At 62.5% G+C, this 16,411-nt stretch carries 19 protein-coding genes; 6 read left to right on the top strand and 13 right to left on the bottom strand.

Annotation, left to right across the window (positions count from 1 at the left end; genetic code table 11):
* Positions 1-8 precede the first annotated feature (8 nt).
* The 5 genes from metW to HX786_RS21465 all read right to left on the bottom strand — a co-directional run bounded on the left by metW (position 9) and on the right by HX786_RS21465 (position 4,157).
* Positions 9-629: a methionine biosynthesis protein MetW gene (gene metW, locus HX786_RS21485; RefSeq protein ID WP_003213768.1), complete on the bottom strand. Its 621-nt coding sequence runs from the start codon at positions 627-629 to the stop codon at positions 9-11.
* Between the two features lie 7 nt (positions 630-636).
* Positions 637-1,776 carry a homoserine O-acetyltransferase gene (locus HX786_RS21480; protein WP_008434158.1) on the bottom strand — a complete coding sequence of 380 codons (1,140 nt, stop codon included), beginning with the start codon at positions 1,774-1,776 and terminating at the stop codon, positions 637-639.
* 230 nt (positions 1,777-2,006) lie between these two features.
* Complete coding sequence (locus HX786_RS21475) at positions 2,007-2,594, bottom strand: YggT family protein (protein WP_003213764.1); 588 nt, start codon at positions 2,592-2,594, stop codon at positions 2,007-2,009.
* 24 nt (positions 2,595-2,618) lie between these two features.
* Positions 2,619-3,437 carry a pyrroline-5-carboxylate reductase gene (gene proC, locus HX786_RS21470; RefSeq protein ID WP_178912563.1) on the bottom strand — a complete coding sequence of 273 codons (819 nt, stop codon included), beginning with the start codon at positions 3,435-3,437 and terminating at the stop codon, positions 2,619-2,621.
* Between the two features lie 33 nt (positions 3,438-3,470).
* Positions 3,471-4,157, bottom strand: coding sequence for a YggS family pyridoxal phosphate-dependent enzyme (locus HX786_RS21465; protein WP_178912562.1), 687 nt, complete (start codon positions 4,155-4,157; stop codon positions 3,471-3,473).
* A 57-nt stretch (positions 4,158-4,214) separates the two neighbouring features.
* Between HX786_RS21465 and HX786_RS21460 the strand changes: the two genes are divergently transcribed.
* The gene (locus HX786_RS21460; protein ID WP_177041193.1) at positions 4,215-5,249 is read left to right on the top strand and encodes a type IV pilus twitching motility protein PilT; all 1,035 of its coding nucleotides are present in this window, start codon (positions 4,215-4,217) and stop codon (positions 5,247-5,249) included.
* Positions 5,250-5,390: 141 nt separating this feature from the next.
* Here HX786_RS21460 and HX786_RS21455 read toward each other — a convergent pair whose 3' ends face one another.
* On the bottom strand, positions 5,391-6,026 hold the full coding sequence (locus HX786_RS21455) for a C40 family peptidase (RefSeq protein ID WP_023659314.1): 636 nt from the start codon (positions 6,024-6,026) through the stop codon (positions 5,391-5,393).
* A 250-nt stretch (positions 6,027-6,276) separates the two neighbouring features.
* Here HX786_RS21455 and HX786_RS21450 point away from each other — a divergent pair, with 250 nt between their 5' ends.
* Positions 6,277-6,705, top strand: coding sequence for a TM2 domain-containing protein (locus HX786_RS21450; protein WP_003213752.1), 429 nt, complete (start codon positions 6,277-6,279; stop codon positions 6,703-6,705).
* A 134-nt stretch (positions 6,706-6,839) separates the two neighbouring features.
* Here the strand turns inward: HX786_RS21450 and HX786_RS21445 are convergent, their stop codons facing one another.
* From HX786_RS21445 to gshB, 7 genes are all read right to left on the bottom strand, one after another.
* Positions 6,840-8,111: a dihydroorotase gene (locus HX786_RS21445; RefSeq protein ID WP_003213750.1), complete on the bottom strand. Its 1,272-nt coding sequence runs from the start codon at positions 8,109-8,111 to the stop codon at positions 6,840-6,842.
* Positions 8,108-9,112: an aspartate carbamoyltransferase catalytic subunit gene (locus HX786_RS21440; protein WP_003213748.1), complete on the bottom strand. Its 1,005-nt coding sequence runs from the start codon at positions 9,110-9,112 to the stop codon at positions 8,108-8,110. Before HX786_RS21440 ends, HX786_RS21445 begins: the two co-directional genes overlap by 4 nt.
* A 24-nt stretch (positions 9,113-9,136) precedes the next feature.
* On the bottom strand, positions 9,137-9,643 hold the full coding sequence (gene pyrR / locus HX786_RS21435; RefSeq protein ID WP_003213746.1) for a bifunctional pyr operon transcriptional regulator/uracil phosphoribosyltransferase PyrR: 507 nt from the start codon (positions 9,641-9,643) through the stop codon (positions 9,137-9,139).
* A 72-nt stretch (positions 9,644-9,715) separates the two neighbouring features.
* On the bottom strand, positions 9,716-10,153 hold the full coding sequence (gene ruvX, locus HX786_RS21430; protein WP_008434150.1) for a Holliday junction resolvase RuvX: 438 nt from the start codon (positions 10,151-10,153) through the stop codon (positions 9,716-9,718).
* Positions 10,153-10,722: a YqgE/AlgH family protein gene (locus HX786_RS21425; RefSeq protein WP_003213742.1), complete on the bottom strand. Its 570-nt coding sequence runs from the start codon at positions 10,720-10,722 to the stop codon at positions 10,153-10,155. Before HX786_RS21425 ends, ruvX begins: the two co-directional genes overlap by 1 nt.
* Before the next feature lie 67 nt (positions 10,723-10,789).
* On the bottom strand, positions 10,790-11,689 hold the full coding sequence (locus tag HX786_RS21420; protein ID WP_003213740.1) for an energy transducer TonB: 900 nt from the start codon (positions 11,687-11,689) through the stop codon (positions 10,790-10,792).
* A gap of 77 nt (positions 11,690-11,766) precedes the next feature.
* The gene (gshB, locus tag HX786_RS21415) at positions 11,767-12,720 is read right to left on the bottom strand and encodes a glutathione synthase (protein WP_003213738.1); all 954 of its coding nucleotides are present in this window, start codon (positions 12,718-12,720) and stop codon (positions 11,767-11,769) included.
* Positions 12,721-12,959: 239 nt separating this feature from the next.
* On the opposite strand from gshB, the gene pilG reads away from it, so the two are divergent.
* The 4 genes from pilG to HX786_RS21395 are packed head-to-tail and all read left to right on the top strand — an operon-like array spanning position 12,960 to position 16,365.
* On the top strand, positions 12,960-13,367 hold the full coding sequence (gene pilG / locus HX786_RS21410; protein WP_003213736.1) for a twitching motility response regulator PilG: 408 nt from the start codon (positions 12,960-12,962) through the stop codon (positions 13,365-13,367).
* Positions 13,368-13,414: 47 nt separating this feature from the next.
* Positions 13,415-13,780, top strand: a complete 366-nt coding sequence (gene pilH / locus HX786_RS21405; RefSeq protein WP_003213734.1) for a twitching motility response regulator PilH — start codon at positions 13,415-13,417, stop codon at positions 13,778-13,780.
* Positions 13,781-13,792: 12 nt separating this feature from the next.
* Positions 13,793-14,317, top strand: coding sequence for a chemotaxis protein CheW (locus HX786_RS21400; protein WP_003213731.1), 525 nt, complete (start codon positions 13,793-13,795; stop codon positions 14,315-14,317).
* Positions 14,314-16,365, top strand: a complete 2,052-nt coding sequence (locus HX786_RS21395) for a methyl-accepting chemotaxis protein (RefSeq protein WP_008434142.1) — start codon at positions 14,314-14,316, stop codon at positions 16,363-16,365. The genes HX786_RS21400 and HX786_RS21395 overlap by 4 nt, the downstream gene beginning before the upstream one ends.
* The last annotated feature ends 46 nt before the right edge of the window (positions 16,366-16,411 follow it).

Raw genomic sequence — 16,411 nt, 5'->3', positions numbered from 1 at the left:
GAAAATGGTTAGACGGCAATCTGGTGGTCCGTCAGGCCCGGGCTGCTGACCCGGTAGATCCCGATCTCACCCAGCAGGTTGGGCCATAGCTTACTCGCCCAGCCGTGACGATGCTGTTGATCGACGGCAAGGCGGTTGATGACTTTGGCTTCGCGCTCGCCACACAGCGCTTCGAAGTCTTCAAAGGTGCAGAAGTGGATGTTGGGCGTGTTGTACCAGGTGTACGGCAGGAAGTCCGACACCGGCATGCGGCCCTTGGTGGCCAGGTACCAGCGGCAGCGCCAGTGGCCGAAATTGGGGAAAGTAATGATGCACTGGCGGCCGACGCGCAACATTTCGTCGAGGATCCGGTCCGGGTAGTGCACGGCTTGCAGGGCCTGGGTCATGACCACGATGTCGAAGCTGTTGCTGGCAAAGTTGCCGAGGCCCTTGTCCAGGTCCTGCTCGATCACGTTGATGCCCTTGGCCACGCACTGGGCGATGTTGTCCGGGTCGTTTTCCAGGCCATAGCCGGTGACTTGCTTGTTGTCGCGCAGCCAGCTCAGCAGTTCGCCATCGCCGCAACCGAGGTCGAGCACGCGGCTGCCGGCGGGGATCCAGTCTTGGATGATTTCCAGGTCGGCTCTCATGGCGTTCTCACAGTGCTATTCGATTCATGTAGTTGCTGAAGGCCTGCAGGTAGCGCGGGATCGGGATCAGGAAGGCGTCGTGGCCTTGCGGTGCGTCGATCTCCAGGTAGCAGACGTCTTTCTTGGCGGCCATCAGCGCATCCACCAATTCCCGCGAGCGGGCCGGGGAGAAGCGCCAGTCGGTGGTGAACGACATCACGCAGAACTTGGCGGTGGCCGCCTCGAAGGTGCGCGCCAGGTCATCGTCGAAGTTCGCCGCCGGATCGAAGTAGTCCAGGGCCTTGGTCATCAGCAGGTAGGTGTTGGCGTCGAAACGCCCGGAAAACTCCTCGCCTTGATAACGCAGGTAGCTCTCGACCTGGAATTCGACGCTGTGGAAGTCGTAGTTGAGCTTCTCGCTCTTTAGGCCACGGCCGAATTTCTCGCCCATGGAGTCATCCGACAGGTAGGTGATGTGCCCGACCATGCGCGCGAGCATCAGCCCGCGCTTGGGGATCACGCCCGCTTCCTGGAACGAACCGCCGTGGAACTCCGGGTCGGTGAGGATCGCCTGGCGCGCCACTTCGTTGAAGGCGATGTTCTGCGCCGACAGCTTGGGGGCCGAGGCGATGGCCAGGCAATGGCGCACGCGGTCCGGGTAGGTGATGGTCCATTGCAGGGCCTGCATGCCGCCCAGGCTGCCGCCGATCACGGCGGCCCATTGGGCGATGCCCAGTACGTCGGCCAGGCGCGCCTGGCTGTGCACCCAGTCTTCCACGGTCAGCACCGGGAAATCGGCGCCAAACGGCTTGCCGGTTTCCGGGTTGAGGCTGCTGGGGCCGGTGGAGCCGTTGCAGCCGCCGAGGTTGTTCAGGCTGACCACGAAGAACTTGTTAGTGTCGATGGGCTTGCCGGGGCCGATGCAGCTGTCCCACCAGCCGGGCTTGCGCTCGTCCATGCTGTGGAAACCCGCAGCGTGGTGGTGGCCGGACAGGGCGTGGCAGATCAGCACGGCGTTGCTGGCCGTGGCGTTCAGTTGGCCGTAGGTTTCATAGATCAGGTCGTAGGCGGGCAGCGAACGGCCGCAGGCCAGGGCCAGCGGTTCGCTGAAGTGCGCCACTTGGGGCACGACCAGTCCAACAGAATCGGGGGGGAAGGCAGTTGGCATCGACCCTGCTCTCGTTTAAATGAGGCGTAAGTCTAAAGACCGCTGCACCCAGCGGCAAGCAAAGGCCTGCGGCTGGTGCTTTTAAGGCTTTTTGTGGCGAGGGAGCTTGCTCCCGCTGGAGCGCGAAGCGGTCCCGGTCCGGTTGCCGCGATTTCGCAGATGCAACGCGGTCGGCCGTTTTGGGGCTGCTGCGCAGCCCAGCGGGAGCAAGCTCCCTCGCCACATTGTTGTCAGATCAGACCGAACAGTTCTTTGGGCATGAATGCGTAGAACGCCAAGCGTGGAATCACCCAGCTTTGCAGCAGCTGGATCGCGATAAACGCGAAGATCGGCGAGATGTCCAGGCCACCCAGGTTAGGTACCAGGCGACGGAACGGTGCCAGCACCGGCTCAGTGATCTGTGCCACCAGTTCGGCACCCGGGCTGCGGCTGCCCGGAGCGACCCAGGACAGGATCACGCTGATGATCATCGACCAGAAAATGATCTTCAGGAACAGCGAGAAGATCCCGATCAAGGCCCACGGCAGCAACAGCAGCGTGGTGGCCTGATAGCCATTGAGCAGCAGGATGACCGCGAACAGCAGGATCTGCAGCAGCAGCGCCAATACCAGCGACGACATGTCCAGGCCGAACAGGCTCGGGATCACCCGGCGCAGAGGCTTGAGCAGCGGCTGCGTGGCCTTTACCACGAACTGGCACAGCGGGTTGTAGAAGTTCGCCCGCACCAGTTGCAGGATAAAACGCATCAGCACGATCAGCAGGTACAGGCTGCCCAGGGTCTGGATGATGAAAATGGCAGCGTCATTGATTCCGAGCATGTTTGATTCCTATGTGGGGGACGACTATTTGCCCAGCTGCTCGGCCATTTCGGCCGAACGATGTGCTGCGGCACCCAGTGCTTTTTCCACCAGGGCTTCAAAGCCCCCGGCCTGGAATGATTCGATTGCCGCCTGGGTCGTGCCGCCCGGCGAGGTCACGCGACGGCGCAACTCGGCCGCGTCGACATCGCTGGTCACGGCCATCTGCGCGGCGCCCAGTGCGGTCTGCTCGGCCAATTGCTCGGCGACTTCCTGCGGCAGGCCGAGTTTCACACCAGCGGCGGTCATGGCCTCGATCAGCAGGAAGAAATACGCCGGGCCACTGCCGGAGACGGCGGTGACGGCGTCCAGTTGCTGCTCTTGTTCCAGCCACACGGCGAGACCTACGGCGGACAGCAGCTCTTGTGCCTGGTCGCGCTGTTGGGCAGTGACTTCGGATGTGGCGTACAAGCCGCTCACGCCCTTGCGCAGCAGCGCCGGGGTGTTGGGCATGCAACGCACAATCGGCTGGGCGCCGAGCCAGTGGGTCATGCTGGCGCAAGTGATGCCGGCGGCGATGGACACCACCAGTTGATGGGGCTTGAGGCTTGGGCGCAGGCTTTCGCACACGGCTTTCATGGCTTGTGGCTTGACCGCCAGCACTACCACGTCCACGCCTTCAATCGCTTCTGCGTTGTCGGCGAAGGTTTCGATGCCGTGCTCGGCGCTGACGCGGGCGCGGGTGTCGGCGCCCGGGTCGCTGGCGCGAATCTGTTGTGCTTCCAGGCCCTTGGCCCGCAGGCCGCCGATCAGGCTGGCCGCCATGTTGCCGGCGCCGATAAAGGCAATACGCGTGTTGCTCATGACAGGTCCTTACTCAGATGGAAGTCAGCCATTTCACGGCTGGCCATAGTCGCGGGCACCAAACAGGGCGGTACCGATCCGCACCCAGGTGGCCCCTTGGGCGATGGCCGACTCAAGGTCATGGCTCATGCCCATGGAAAGTGTGTCGAGCCCCAGGTCGAGGCTCGCTTGCAGGTCGCGCACGGTGGCGAAGGCTGCGTCTTGCTCTGAACGGTCGTCGGTCGGCTCGGGAATCGCCATCAGGCCGCGCAGCTTCAGGCGCGGCAGGGCGCTGATGGCTTCGGCCAGGGCGGGCAGGTCGGCGGGTGTACAGCCGGACTTGCTGGCTTCGCCACTGACGTTGACCTGGATGCAGATATTCAGCGGCGGCAGGTCAGCCGGGCGTTGTTCGGACAGGCGTTGTGCGATTTTCAGGCGGTCCACGGAATGCACCCAGGCGAAGTTCTCGGCGATCGCACGAGTCTTGTTCGATTGAATGGGGCCGATGAAGTGCCAACTCAAGGGCAGGTCGGTTAATTCGGCCTGTTTGCCCAGGGCTTCCTGCAGATAGTTCTCGCCAAAGTCACGCATCCCGGCGGCATAGGCTTCGCGCACGGCCTGTGCGGGTTTGGTCTTGCTCACGGCCAGCAGGTGCACGCTGCCTGCGTCGCGCTGCGCGGCCTCGGCGGCTGCCCGGATCCGCTCGGAAACCAGGCCGATGTTGTCTGCTATGGTCGACATTCAAGTTGCGCCCGTGGATATGGAGTCCGCGGCATTCTACTGGAAATGGAAAGCCCTATGGATATCACTGAACTGCTGGCCGCCGGCGTACGCCTGCGGGCCTCCGACCTGCATCTGTCGGCGGGGTTGGCGCCGATGCTGCGAGTGGATGGCGAGGTCTGGCCACTCGATTGGCCTGTACTTGCGCCGGTGCAAGTGGCGGCGTTGCTCAGCCCTTTGCTGAACAATCACCAGCAAAAGGATTTCGAAACATCTCTTGAAACGGATTTTGCCTTCGAGTTGCCCGAGGTGGCGCGGTTTCGGGTGAACGTGTTCCAGCAGCACCGGGGCATGGGCGCGGTGTTTCGTACCATCCCCTCAACGGTGCAGAGCCTGGAACACCTGGGGTTGGGCGAGGTGTTCCGGCGCATCGCAGACCTGCCACGGGGGCTGGTACTGGTCACCGGGCCGACCGGTTCCGGCAAGTCCACGACCCTGGCGGCGATGATCGATTACCTCAACACCCATCGTCGCCAGCACATCCTCACCCTTGAAGACCCTATCGAATTTATCCATCAGCCGAAAAGCGCCCTGATCAACCAGCGGCAGGTGCATCGCGACACCCACAGCTTCTCGGCCGCCCTGCGTTCGGCATTGCGGGAGGACCCGGATGTGATCCTGGTTGGCGAATTGCGGGACCTGGAAACCATTCGGCTCGCGCTGACGGCGGCGGAAACCGGGCATCTGGTGTTCGGCACGCTGCACACCACGTCGGCGGCTAAAACCGTGGACCGGGTGGTGGATGTGTTTCCGGCGGGGGAAAAGGCCATGGTCCGCTCGATGCTCTCGGAGTCATTGCAGGCGGTGGTGTCCCAGGTGCTGGTGAAGAAGGTCAGCGGCGGGCGGGTGGCGGCTCACGAAATCATGCTCGGCACACCGGCGATTCGTAATTTGATCCGCGAGGACAAGGTGGCGCAGATGTATTCGGCGATTCAGACCGGCGGGGCGTTGGGGATGACGACGCTGGACATGAGTTTGAAGGCGTTGGTCAGCCAGGGGGTGATCAGCCGGGAACATGCCCGGGAGAAGGCGAGGGTGCCTGGGGATATTTAAGGTCGCGTGGGCGATGAAAAACTAATGTGGGAGCGGGCTTGCTCGCGAATGCGGTGTATCAGTCAAGCATGTATCGACTGACACTCCGCATTCGCGAGCAAGCCCGCTCCCACACAAGCCTGCTCTCACATCAGCCTGATATCAGCGCTGCACAATCCGCAGGTTGTTCTGTTCTTTAGGCAGGACACGCTTGGCAATCACGTAGTTCTTGTCCCAGAACGGCTTCTTCAGCGTATCGATGCTCACGGACTTGCCACGACGCGGTGCGTGGATGAAACGGTCGTTGCCCAGGTAGATGGCAACGTGGTTCACCTGGCGGCTCTTCAGTTTGAAGAACAGCAGGTCACCCGGTTTCAAGTCCTTGCGCTCAACCTTCAGCCCGTGGCCGGCGGCCATGGCGTTGGAAGTGCGCGGCAAATCCACGGCTTTTACGTCGTTAAACGCATATTTCACCAAGCCGCTGCAGTCGAACCCTTTACTTGGGCTGCTGCCGCCCCAACGATAAGGAGTACCGAGCACGTTGACGGCACGGCTGAGGACGTTGCTGCTTTGCTTGGTGTTGACGGCCATCAGCCCTGGCGCCGCATTACCGTGGGCCTTGCTCAGTTGAGTCGGGCGCTTCACGGTCAGCTTTACCGATTTGGCGGAGCTGGTGGTGGCGTGAACTTTAGGGGTGAAACCGTTAACGTTGGGAAGTCGTTGCTCACGATTGGTGGCGTGGGCGGCCAGTGGCATTAATAGGCAAATGGTTAGCCATGTCTTGAAAAATGGTCGCATTAGGCGTGGCTCTTTTTGGTTTGCGCGCAACTTTATAACAGCTTTTTGTGTCGTGCTAAGGCCGTTTGTCGACTGAACCCTGGGGTCAAATTCAGGAAAACCGTGACGAATTGCCGCGATTGTCCTACACAAGTCAGGCGGTATAAGGCTTTGAGGGAAGCGAAGATACCATTTGCCGCATGTCGGGCGCCCGTAAAAAAGTCACAAAGAAACCAGAAATATTTATCTATCGAGGCTAAAGAGGTACTCCATGAACACCTATCGACAGGATGTTTCGCAACAAGACACCCACAGCAAGGTGATCGGCTACCTGCTTTGGATTTTCGGTTTTACCGGTGCTCACCGCTTTTATTACGGCAAGCCGGTGACCGGGACGATCTGGTTTTTCACCTTCGGTTTGTTCGGGATTGGCTGGTTGATCGACTTGTTCCTGATTCCGGCAATGGACCGCGAAGCAGACCTGCGATTTACCGCCGGGCCGATCGAGTACAACGTGGCCTGGATTCTGTTGGCGTTCCTGGGTGTGTTCGGTTTGCACCGCATGTATCAGGGCAAATGGATCAGCGGGATCATTTACCTGCTGACCGGGGGCTTGTTCCTGATCGGGGTGCTGTATGACTTCTGGACGCTGAATACGCAGATTTCGATCCGCAATGCCGAGCGCAACGGCGGCCGATAAGATGTGTGAAGATCCAAATGTGGGAGCGGGCTTGCTCGCGAATGCGATGTGTCAGTCGACATCTCTATTGACTGACCCACCGCTTTCGCGAGCAAGCCCGCTCCCACATTTACTGTGCCCACACTGGATTGGATTCAAGCCTGGTAGCTGATCCGCCCATCCACCAGCGTGTAACGCACAGTCGCCGGCAGGCTATGGCCGATGAATGGGCAGTTTTCACCCTTGGACAGCCAGTGTTCCCCGGCAATCGTGGAGCTGGCCGGATCAAACAGCACCAGGTCCGCCGCCGAGCCCACCGCCAGCTTGCCCGCCGGCAGGCGCAGCGCCTCGGCAGGGCCCGCACTGAGACGCGCCAGCAGGGTCGGCAGGTCCAGCAAACCATCTTCCACCAACGTCATTGCCAGCGGCAGCAACAGCTCGACGCTGCTGATGCCTGGCTCCGTCGCGCCGAACGGCGCCAGCTTGGCATCCCGCTCGTGGGGCTGGTGATGGCTGGAGATCGCCGAAACCACCCCGGACTTCACCGCCGCCCGCAAACCGTCACGGTCAGCGCGGGTACGCAGGGGCGGCTGCACGTGATACAGGCTGGAGAAGTCGATCAGCGCCTCATCCGTCAGAATCAGCTGATACAGCGCCACATCCGCCGTCACCGGCAATCCGCGGGCTTGGGCCTGAGCGATCAGGGCCACGCCGCGAGCGCTGGTCAGCTGGCTGAAGTGCGCGCGTACGCCGCTTTGTTCCACCAGCAGCAGGTCGCGGGCCAGGGCCACGGTCTCGGCGGTTTCCGGGATGCCCGGCAGGCCGAGGAAGCTCGCGGTGGCGCCTTCGTGGGCCAGGCCGCCTTCGGCCAGGTCACGGTCCTGGGAGTGGAAAATCACAGTCAGGTCGAAAGTCGCCGCATATTCCAGCGCACGGCACAGGGTGCGGGTGCTGCGAAAGCTCTCCAGGCCGTTGCCGAAGGCCACGCAGCCTGCGTCGCGCAGGGCGATCAGTTCGGCCAGTTGTTCGCCGTCCAGCCCTTTGCTCAGGGCACCGATGGGGAACACTTTGCAGTTGCCGGCTTCGCGGGCGCGGTCGAGGATCAGTTCGGTCACCGCCGAGGTGTCCAGCACCGGTTTGGTGTGGGGCGGGCAGCACAGGCTGGTCACGCCACCGGCAGCGGCGGCGCGGGTTTCGCTGGTGATGTTGCCCTTGCGGCTGTAGCCCGGCTCACGCAGGGCGACGTTCAGGTCAACCAGGCCAGGCGCGGCGATCAGGCCTTTGGCGTCGATAGTTTCGCTGGCGCTGAAGCCTGCGGGTGCGGCGCCGATGGCAATGATCTTGCCGGCTTCCAGGTGCAGATCGGTGACTTGATCCAGGCCGCTGGCCGGATCGATGACTCGGGCGCCGAGAATGCTGAGCTTCACTGGGCGTTCTCCTGCTCGAATTGACGTTGCGCGGTTTGCCCGCTCATGGCCATGGACAACACCGCCATGCGGATGGCGATGCCGTACGTGACCTGGTTGAGAATCACCGACTGCGCGCCATCGGCCACCGCCGACTCAATCTCCACGCCACGGTTGATTGGCCCCGGGTGCATCACGATGGCGTCCGGCTTGGCGCCGGCCAGGCGTGCGGTGGTCAGGCCGAACAGGCGATAGAACTCGCCTTCGCTCGGCAGCAGGCCGCCCGCCATACGCTCGCGCTGCAGGCGCAGCATGATCACCACGTCCACATCCTTCAGGCCTTCGGCCATGTCGGTGTAGACCTTCACGCCGTACTGCTCGATACCGATCGGCAGCAGGGTCTTGGGGGCGATCACGCGGATGTCCGGGCAACCCAGGGTTTTCAGGGCCAGCATGTTCGAGCGTGCAACCCGCGAGTGCAGGATGTCGCCGACAATGGCCACCGAGAGGTTTTCAAAGCTGCCCTTGTGCCGCCGGATGGTCAGCATGTCGAGCATGCCCTGGGTCGGGTGGGCGTGACGGCCGTCGCCGCCGTTGATGATCGCCACATTCGGGCACACGTGCTCGGCGATGAAGTGCGCAGCACCGGAATCGCCGTGGCGCACCACGAACATGTCGGCGGCCATGGCTTCCAGGTTGCGCAGGGTGTCGAGCAGGGTTTCGCCCTTGCTCGCCGACGAGGTGGACACGTTCAGCGTGATCACGTCAGCCGACAGGCGTTGGGCCGCCAGTTCAAAGGTGGTGCGGGTGCGGGTCGAGTTCTCGAAGAACACGTTGCAGATGGTCTTGCCGCGCAGCAACGGGACTTTCTTCACCGCCCGGCCGCCGACTTCGAGAAACGAGTCGGCCGTGTCGAGGATTTCGGTGAGCAGTTCGCGGGGCAAGCCGTCGAGGGACAGGAAGTGTTGCAGCTGGCCCTGAGCATTGAGCTGCAGCGGGCGCTTGGCATCTAGAGGCGTCATCGCGGGGACTCTTTACAAGGCGGTTTAAAGGGCAAGGTCTTGCAGTTCGAGTTCGAGCGGCGTGGGACCGGACAATTTTACCCGCTGGTGGGCTTCCAGGGACAGGGTGGCGCCGACCACGTCCGGGCTGATCGGCAATTCGCCGGCGTCCAGGTCCAGCAAACAGACCAGGGTCACGCTGGCCGGGCGGCCGTAGTCGAACAGTTCGTTCATCGCGGCACGTATGGTGCGACCGCTCATCAGCACGTCATCGATCAGCACCAGGTGCTGGCCTTCGATCTCGAAGGGCAGGGCCGAGGGGCGCACTTGCGGGTGCAGGCCGTTCTGGCTGAAGTCGTCACGGTAGAAAGACACGTCCAGGGTGCCCAGGGGCGAGTCGCTGCCCAGTTCTTCCAGCAGCGCCTGGGCCACCCACACGCCACCGGTGCGGATGCCGATAAAGCGCGGCTCGCTGATGGCACGGTGTTCCAGGTGCGCCTTGAGGCGGATCGCCATCTGGCTGATCAGATCGGCGGGATTGGGCAGGCTCATGGGTGCTCCTTCTAGGCCTCGCGCAGGCAAGGTCCGGGCTCAAACGTAAGAAGACGCGGCAAGCCGCGTCAGTCAGGATTCAAATAAAGCGGCGTTTTCATCCAGCCAGCCCTGCAACAGCAGGGCCGCGGCGATGGCATCCACCGGGTTGTCGCGGTAACTGCCTTTCTGCCCGCCACGGTCACGGCGCTCGCCCTTGGCTTCGAACGTGGTCAGGCGTTCGTCGTGGGTATAGAAGGGCAGGTTGTAGCGGCCGTTCAGGCGGCGGGCGAACTTTTCGGCCCGCAGGCACATCTCGCTCGGGGTGCCGTCCATGTTCAGCGGCAGGCCGACCACCACGGCGTCGGGCTTCCACTCCTTGATCAGGGCTTCGACCTGGTTCCAGTCCGGCACGCCGTTCTGGGCCTTCAGGGTGCACAGCTCGCGGGCCTGGCCGGTAATCACCTGGCCGACGGCGACGCCGATCTGTTTGGTGCCGTAGTCGAAACCGAGGATCAGACGCAAGGCCATCAGGCGTGCCCCGCCTGGCTGGTCAGCAGGCTGAGGTTGATCCGCAGCTTGGCGGCGGCCGCTTCCAGGCGCAGTTCGCTGGGGGTGTTGAACAGGATGTCGGCATCGAACGGGCAGGTCAGCCAGGCATTGCTCGCCAGCTCCGCCTCCAGTTGCCCGGCTTCCCAGCCGGCGTAGCCGAGGGTGATCACACTTTGATCAGGCCCCACGCCGTCGGCAATCGCGAACAGGACGTCCTGGGACGTGGACAGGGACAACCCTTCAAGGTCCACGGTCGCCTGGAATTTCGGCCCGGTGGGGTGCAGCACAAAACCCCGGTCCGTCTGCACCGGCCCGCCGATGTAGATCGGTACGTGCTGGCAGCTGGCGGGTGGGTCGATGTCCGGGCGCAGTTGCTCGAGGATATCGGCCAGGTTCAGGTCTTGCGGGCGGTTGACCACCAACCCCATCGCACCATTGGCGGTGTGCTCGACGATGTAGGTCAAGGTCTGCGCAAAGTTCGGGTCGGCCATATGGGGCATGGCGATCAGGAATTGGTGCTTGAGGTAGGTCGGGCTGACATTTTTCATGTCCGCTAGTGTGGCGTTGGAGGGGCGAACTGACAAGCTGAGGATGCGCAGGAAATCACCGTCAGCATCAATTGCTCGACAGCCGATCACCCTTGGCAAAGCGCCAGGTGCGAATGATTTCCAGGCGGTCGATGTCGTTCAGGTCCCCGGTAAACGGCGCAAAAGGCGCCGCCAGCCGCACGATGCGTTGCGCCGCCTGGTCCAGCAGCGGTTGGCCGGAGGACTCCAGCACCTGCACCTCGTACAAGGTGCCGTCGCGGTTGATCGACACCAGCAGTCGCAAATTGCCGTAGATCTGCTGGCGACGGGCTTCGTCCGGGTAGTTCAGGTTGCCGATGCGCTCAACCTTCTTGCGCCACTCGTCCTTATACCAGGCGCCTTTGTCGCGCATGGTGGAGGCGGCGTTGAGGCGGTAGATCCGCGGGCGCTTGGCGTACAGCTGTTGTTCGTGGGCCAGTTCGGCTTCCAGGCTGGAGATCTCACTGGAGAGTTGCGAGCTGTCAAACGTCGGGGCCGGCGGTGCCGGCGTGGGTTCGGTCTTGGCCTTTTCGCGCTGGGTCGGGGCTTTTTGCGGCTTGGGCGCCACGGTGGTGACCGCCGCCTTGGGTGCGGCCTGTTTCACCTCCGGCTTGGGCGCCGGCGGTGGCGTGACCTTATTGACCTTGTTGTCCTGGAATGGCGCGACTTCAGTGGTCTTGGGCACGGCCTTCTTGTCGAGGGTGCCGCTGCCTTGCTGATTGTCCTGGGCGAGAAAGTCGGCCTTTTCGGGCTTCTTTTCGCTTTTGAACGTGGCGAGGGTGATTTCCAGGGTCTTTGTGATCTGCTTGGGTTCGGCAAAGGTGAAACCCAGGCCGAGGATCAACGCCAGGTGAATCAACGCCGCCAGAAACAGGGTAAATCCGAGCCGATCAGCCGGGCGCACGCCGCTGTGGGAGAGTTCGGGGGGCAGATCGGACGGGAGCGTCATGACAAGAAAACCAACATCGCGCGTTTCACAGGTGGCGCATGATAACGCAATGTTGGTTTGTGTCCGGCTGTTCTATGTCACTTGGCTTGTAGCTTGGCGGCAATCGCAGCCATCAGCATTTCGCCGATGTTCGTGCCAAATGCGTTGTCGATCTCGCGAATACAGGTCGGGCTGGTGACGTTGATTTCGGTGAGGTTCTCGCCGATTACGTCCAGTCCTACGAACAGCAGGCCTTTTTCGCGCAGGGTCGGGCCGACTTGGGCTGCAATCCAGCGATCCTTGTCCGTCAGCGGGCGGGCTTCACCCCGGCCACCGGCGGCCAGGTTGCCGCGGGTCTCGCCGGCGGCCGGAATGCGCGCCAGGCAGTAAGGCACCGGCTCGCCGTCGATCATCAGGATGCGCTTGTCGCCGTCCTTGATCGCCGGAATGTAGGCTTGGCCCATGATCTGCTGGGTGCCCAGCGCAGTCAGGGTCTCCAGGATCACCGACAGGTTCGGGTCGCCGGCGCGGTGGCGGAAGATCGAGGTACCGCCCATGCCGTCCAGCGGCTTGAGGATCACATCGCCGTGCTTGGCGGCGAATTCACGCAGCACATCGGCGCGGCGGCTGACCACGGTCGGCGGCGTGCACTGCGGGAACAGCGTGGCGAACAGCTTTTCATTGCAGTCGCGCAGGCTCTGGGGCTTGTTGACGATCAGCACGCCCGCGCGCTCGGCCTGCTCCAGCAGGTAGGTGGAGTAGACGAACTCCATGTCGAACGGCGGATCCTTGCGCATCAGGATCACGTCGAGGTCGCTCAGGGGGCTGTCGATTTCGTCTTGCAGCTCGAACCACTTCTCGGGGTTGGCAAACACCTGCAGGGGACGCATCCGCGCCCGCGCTTCACCGTCGCCCTGGTAAAGGTCCGGCTGCTCCATATAGAACAGGCTCCAGCCGCGGGCCTGGGCGGCCAGCAGCATGGCCAGCGAGCTGTCCTTTTTATAGGAAATGCTGGCGATAGGGTCCATGACAATGCCGACGCGAACGCTCATGGGGGATTTCCTCTAGCAAATAAGGGCGCATAAAAGTGGCGTCAGAGTGGCGCTGCGGCTGTTGTGGGTCAAGGAAAAACCACCACGCGGGTCGGCCGATAGATTGCGTTCTGAGACTGTGCTAAAAAGGCTGCCATGGCACATCAGCCCTTGAATTCCGAGGCTTTTGGCGCTCGTCCTGTGCAACATCAGGCAGTACACACCGAAAACCTATTCGCTGTGGCGATGGTAGAGCAGATATGGAACAGCATTCCAACGCCTTGAAAGTGATGGTGATCGACGATTCGAAAACGATTCGCCGCACGGCCGAAACACTGTTGAAGAACGTAGGGTGCGACGTCATCACGGCCATCGACGGTTTCGATGCCCTGGCCAAGATTGTTGACCATCATCCACACATTATCTTTGTCGACATCATGATGCCGCGCCTGGATGGCTATCAGACCTGCGCGCTGGTGAAGAACAACCCGGCGTTCAAGTCGATCCCGGTAATCATGCTGTCCTCCAAGGATGGTCTGTTCGACAAGGCCAAGGGGCGCATCGTCGGCTCTGATCAGTTTTTGACCAAGCCTTTCAGCAAGGAAGAACTGCTGAGCGCGATCAAGGCCTATGTACCGGGCTTCGCCGCAGTAGAACAAGCACACTGACGGGGGCCCCACGAGGGCTTGCGTCTACTAGATAAGTGGGGAAAACCATGGCACGTGTTCTGATCGTCGACGATTCGCCGACTGAAATGTACAAACTGACCGAAATGCTCGAAAAGCACGGTCACACCGTCCTCAAGGCCCAGAACGGCGGCGATGGCGTTGCGCTGGCCCGTCAGGAAAAGCCGGATGCGGTGCTGATGGATATCGTGATGCCGGGCCTCAATGGCTTCCAGGCCACCCGTCAGTTGACCAAAGATGCCGAGACCAGCCACATCCCGGTGATCATCATCACCACCAAGGATCAGGAAACCGACAAGATCTGGGGCGAGCGCCAGGGCGCCAAGGATTACCTGACCAAGCCCGTGGACGAAGAAACCCTGATCGCCACCCTGAACAAGGTGCTGGCCGGCTGACGGCACGTTCCCATGACCGAGTCGCAAACCGCCTTCGAGCTGCTGCTGGACATCGACCGCCGCTGCCGCTTGCTGGCTGCCGACCTGCCGTCCCAGGAAACCCGGCTGCTCAGCTGGAGCGGGATCGGGTTTCGCCTGGGCGAACACTGGTACGTGGCGCCCATGGGCGAGGTGGCGGAAGTGCTGCACGAACCGCGCTGTACCTTGATGCCCGGGGTCAAGCCGTGGATCAAGGGCGTGGCCAACCTGCGCGGGCGCTTGCTGCCGGTGATGGACCTGGGCGGTTTCCTTGGCCTTGAGCTGTCGGTGGCGCGCAAACAACGGCGGGTGCTGGTGGTGGAGTATCAGGACGTGTTTGTCGGCCTGTTGGTGGACGAGGTGGTGGGCATGCAGCATTTCGCACAAGACGCGTTGTCGACGAGCACCGCAGGCGGCGCGCCGTTTATCCAGGGCCAGTTCGACGGCGACCAGCTGTGGCAGGTCTTCAGCCCCTTCGCCCTGGCCCAGGCTCCAGGTTTCATGGATGTCGCCGCATGAGTACCGTCACCCCGGTCAAACCCCAGGAAGCCTCCCGCAGCCGCTCGCAGATCATCGTGCTGTTTATCGCGCTGATCGTGTTCATCATGCTGCTGTTCGCCAACTTCGCGTACCTCAACACCCAGTCCACCTACGACAAACAGTACATCGGCCACGCCGGCGAGCTGCGGGTGCTGTCCCAGCGCATCGCCAAGAACGCCACCGAGGCTGCCGCCGGCAAGGCGGCGGCGTTCAAGCTGCTGGGGGATGCGCGCAACGATTTTGCCCAGCGCTGGGGTTACCTGAAAAAAGGCGACCCGGCCACCGGCCTGCCCGCTGCACCCACCGCCGTGCGTGCAGAAATGCGCGCCGTGCAGACCGACTGGGAAGCGCTGCTGAAAAACGCCGATGCGATTCTGGCCAGCGAGCAAACGGTGCTGTCGTTGCATCAAGTGGCCGCGACCCTGGCGGAAACCGTTCCGCAGTTGCAGATGGAGTCGGAAAAGGTTGTCGATATTCTGCTGCAACGCGGCGCACCGGCCAGCCAGGTAGCGTTGGCCCAGCGCCAGTCATTGCTGGCCGAACGCATCCTGGGGGCGGTGAACACCGTGCTGGCGGGGGACGAGACTGCCGTGCAGGCCGCCGATGCCTTTGGCCGCGATGCCAACCGTTTCGGCGTGGTGCTCAGTGGCATGCTCAACGGCAATCCCGGGCTGCGCATCACCCAGGTTGAAGACCACGACGCCCGCGCCCGGTTGGCGGAGATTTCCGAGCTGTTCGAATTCGTCTCCGGTTCCGTGGACGAAATCCTCGAGACCTCGCCGCAGCTGTTCCAGGTGCGCGCCTCGGCGAGCAATATCTTCAACCTGTCGCAAACCCTGCTGGACGAAGCCTCGCACCTGGCCACCGGCTTTGAAAACCTCGCGGACGGGCGCACTTTCGACACCATCGGCGGCTACGTGCTGGGCTTGCTGGCGCTGGCCTCGATCATCCTGATCGGCCTGGTGATGGTCCGCGAGACCAACCGCCAGTTGCGGGAAACCGCCGAGAAGAACGAGCGCAACCAGAACGCGATCATGCGCCTGCTGGATGAGATTGAAGACTTGGCCGACGGCGACCTGACCGTCACCGCCTCGGTCACCGAAGACTTCACCGGCACCATTGCCGACTCCATCAACTATTCCGTGGACCAACTGCGCGACCTGGTGGCCACCATCAACCTCACTGCCGGCCAGGTGGCCGGTGCGGTGCAGGACACCCAGGCCACCGCCATGCACCTGGCCCAAGCGTCGGAGCATCAGGCACAGCAGATTGCCGAAGCGTCCACGGCGATCAACCAGATGGCCCAGTCCATCGACCAGGTGTCGGCCAACGCCGCCGAATCTTCGGCAGTGGCCGAGCGTTCGGTAGAGATTGCCAACAAGGGCAACGAGGTGGTGCACAACACCATCCACGGCATGGACAACATCCGTGAACAGATCCAGGACACCGCCAAGCGCATCAAGCGCCTGGGGGAATCGTCCCAGGAAATTGGCGACATCGTCAGCCTGATCGATGACATCGCCGAGCAGACCAACATCCTCGCGCTCAACGCCGCGATCCAGGCGAGCATGGCCGGTGATGCCGGGCGTGGTTTTGCGGTGGTGGCCGATGAGGTACAGCGCCTGGCTGAGCGTTCTTCGGCGGCGACGCGGCAGATCGAAACCCTGGTGCGGGCGATCCAGACGGACACCAACGAAGCCGTGATTTCCATGGAGCAGACCACCACCGAAGTGGTGCGCGGTGCGCGGCTGGCCCAGGACGCCGGGGTTGCGCTGGAAGAGATCGAAGGCGTGTCGAAAACCCTGGCGGCGCTGATCCAGAGTATCTCCAACGCGGCGCAGCAGCAGACGTCGTCGGCAGGGCAGATTTCCCTGACGATGAACGTGATTCAACAGATCACCACTCAGACTTCGTCGGGCTCTACGGCCACTGCCGAGAGCATCGGCAACCTGGCAAAAATGGCCAGTCAGTTGCGGCGGTCGGTGTCGGGGTTCACCTTGCCGGCGGCGAAGCGGGTGGATGAGTGAAATGCGCCCTCAAGAACCCCACCGAGCCCATGTGGGAGCGGGCTTG

It is taken from the genome of Pseudomonas sp. 21615526, assembly GCF_013386245.1.
In the GTDB taxonomy this organism is placed as follows: domain Bacteria; phylum Pseudomonadota; class Gammaproteobacteria; order Pseudomonadales; family Pseudomonadaceae; genus Aquipseudomonas.
The sequence above is the reverse complement of the archived record's forward strand: the minus strand, read 5'-3'. Positions and strand labels throughout refer to the sequence as shown.

Bases quoted from the DNA above. Each gene is read 5' to 3' on its own strand.
- gshB (WP_003213738.1), bottom strand. From the start codon at position 12,720: ATGAGCGTTCGCGTCGGCATTGTCATGGACCCTATCGCCAGCATTTCC.
- HX786_RS21465 (WP_178912562.1), bottom strand. From the start codon at position 4,157: ATGTCGACCATAGCAGACAACATCGGCCTGGTTTCCGAGCGGATCCGG.
- pilH (WP_003213734.1), top strand. From the start codon at position 13,415: ATGGCACGTGTTCTGATCGTCGACGATTCGCCGACTGAAATGTACAAA.
- metW (WP_003213768.1), bottom strand. From the start codon at position 629: ATGAGAGCCGACCTGGAAATCATCCAAGACTGGATCCCCGCCGGCAGC.
- HX786_RS21395 (WP_008434142.1), top strand. From the start codon at position 14,314: ATGAGTACCGTCACCCCGGTCAAACCCCAGGAAGCCTCCCGCAGCCGC.
- HX786_RS21400 (WP_003213731.1), top strand. From the start codon at position 13,793: ATGACCGAGTCGCAAACCGCCTTCGAGCTGCTGCTGGACATCGACCGC.
- HX786_RS21460 (WP_177041193.1), top strand. From the start codon at position 4,215: ATGGATATCACTGAACTGCTGGCCGCCGGCGTACGCCTGCGGGCCTCC.
- HX786_RS21480 (WP_008434158.1), bottom strand. From the start codon at position 1,776: ATGCCAACTGCCTTCCCCCCCGATTCTGTTGGACTGGTCGTGCCCCAA.
- HX786_RS21450 (WP_003213752.1), top strand. From the start codon at position 6,277: ATGAACACCTATCGACAGGATGTTTCGCAACAAGACACCCACAGCAAG.
- HX786_RS21440 (WP_003213748.1), bottom strand. From the start codon at position 9,112: ATGACGCCTCTAGATGCCAAGCGCCCGCTGCAGCTCAATGCTCAGGGC.
- ruvX (WP_008434150.1), bottom strand. From the start codon at position 10,153: ATGGCCTTGCGTCTGATCCTCGGTTTCGACTACGGCACCAAACAGATC.
- pilG (WP_003213736.1), top strand. From the start codon at position 12,960: ATGGAACAGCATTCCAACGCCTTGAAAGTGATGGTGATCGACGATTCG.
- HX786_RS21425 (WP_003213742.1), bottom strand. From the start codon at position 10,722: ATGAAAAATGTCAGCCCGACCTACCTCAAGCACCAATTCCTGATCGCC.
- HX786_RS21455 (WP_023659314.1), bottom strand. From the start codon at position 6,026: ATGCGACCATTTTTCAAGACATGGCTAACCATTTGCCTATTAATGCCA.
- proC (WP_178912563.1), bottom strand. From the start codon at position 3,437: ATGAGCAACACGCGTATTGCCTTTATCGGCGCCGGCAACATGGCGGCC.
- HX786_RS21420 (WP_003213740.1), bottom strand. From the start codon at position 11,689: ATGACGCTCCCGTCCGATCTGCCCCCCGAACTCTCCCACAGCGGCGTG.
- HX786_RS21475 (WP_003213764.1), bottom strand. From the start codon at position 2,594: ATGCTCGGAATCAATGACGCTGCCATTTTCATCATCCAGACCCTGGGC.
- pyrR (WP_003213746.1), bottom strand. From the start codon at position 9,643: ATGAGCCTGCCCAATCCCGCCGATCTGATCAGCCAGATGGCGATCCGC.